Below are 721 nucleotides of genomic sequence, written 5' to 3'. Positions count from 1 at the left end.
GTTGCGGGCCTGCACCGCCAGTTCCCGCATGCGCTGCAGGTTGTCGGTGACGGTGGCCAGCGCGCCTTCCGCCGTCTGCGACAGCGAGATGCCGTCGTTGGCGTTGCGCTGGGCCACGTTCATGCCCCGGACCTGTGCGTCCATGCGGGTCGCGATGGCCAGGCCGGCGGCGTCGTCCTTGGCCGAGTTGACACGCAGGCCTGACGACAGCCGCTGCATCGACGTGCTCAGCGACAGCTGCGACTTGTTCAGGTTGCGCTGCGCGTTCAGCGAGGCAAGGTTGGTATTGATGGTCTGGGGCATCTCGGCACTCCTGGAAGATCCGGGTCGAACTTCTTGAGTTCGATGGCCAGATTCTGAAGAAGCCGAGGCGATCCAAAAGGGCGATAAGGCGCCCTAAAACCCGCCAAATCCAAGCCCCTCGCCCAGGAGTGCCTGGTCGGCCCCCCGAGGGGGCGCGAATGCGGTCCGGGGTTGCCCGGACCGCACATTCGCTACGGCCGCCCTTGGGGCGGCCCGGCGGGCGGTCCGAGTCTGTCAGCGATCAGCCGCCACGCAGGAGGGTGAGGACCTGCTGGGGCAGGGAGTTGGCCTGCGAGATCATTGCCGTGCCGGCCTGCTGCAGGATCTGCGAGCGGCTCAGGTTGGCGGTTTCCGAGGCGAAGTCCGCGTCCATGATGCGGCTCTTGGCGGCGCTCTGGTTCTCCACCGAGATCTGCAG

The 721-nt window shown here is 67.0% G+C and carries 1 protein-coding gene and 1 pseudogene; both read right to left on the bottom strand.

The genetic code is table 11. From position 1 onward, the window contains the following. A pseudogene (locus B0W88_RS32120) lies at positions 1–303 on the bottom strand (flagellin FliC); the annotation flags it as partial. Between the two features lie 241 nt (positions 304–544). Then, on the bottom strand, positions 545–721 hold a 177-nt coding region (locus B0W88_RS32115), incomplete at its 5' end, for a flagellin (RefSeq protein ID WP_255378681.1).

The sequence above is a fragment of the Pelomonas sp. KK5 genome (genome assembly GCF_001984095.1).
Classification (GTDB): Bacteria; Pseudomonadota; Gammaproteobacteria; order Burkholderiales; family Burkholderiaceae_C; genus KK5.
This window is presented reverse-complemented; position numbering and strand designations above follow the sequence as displayed.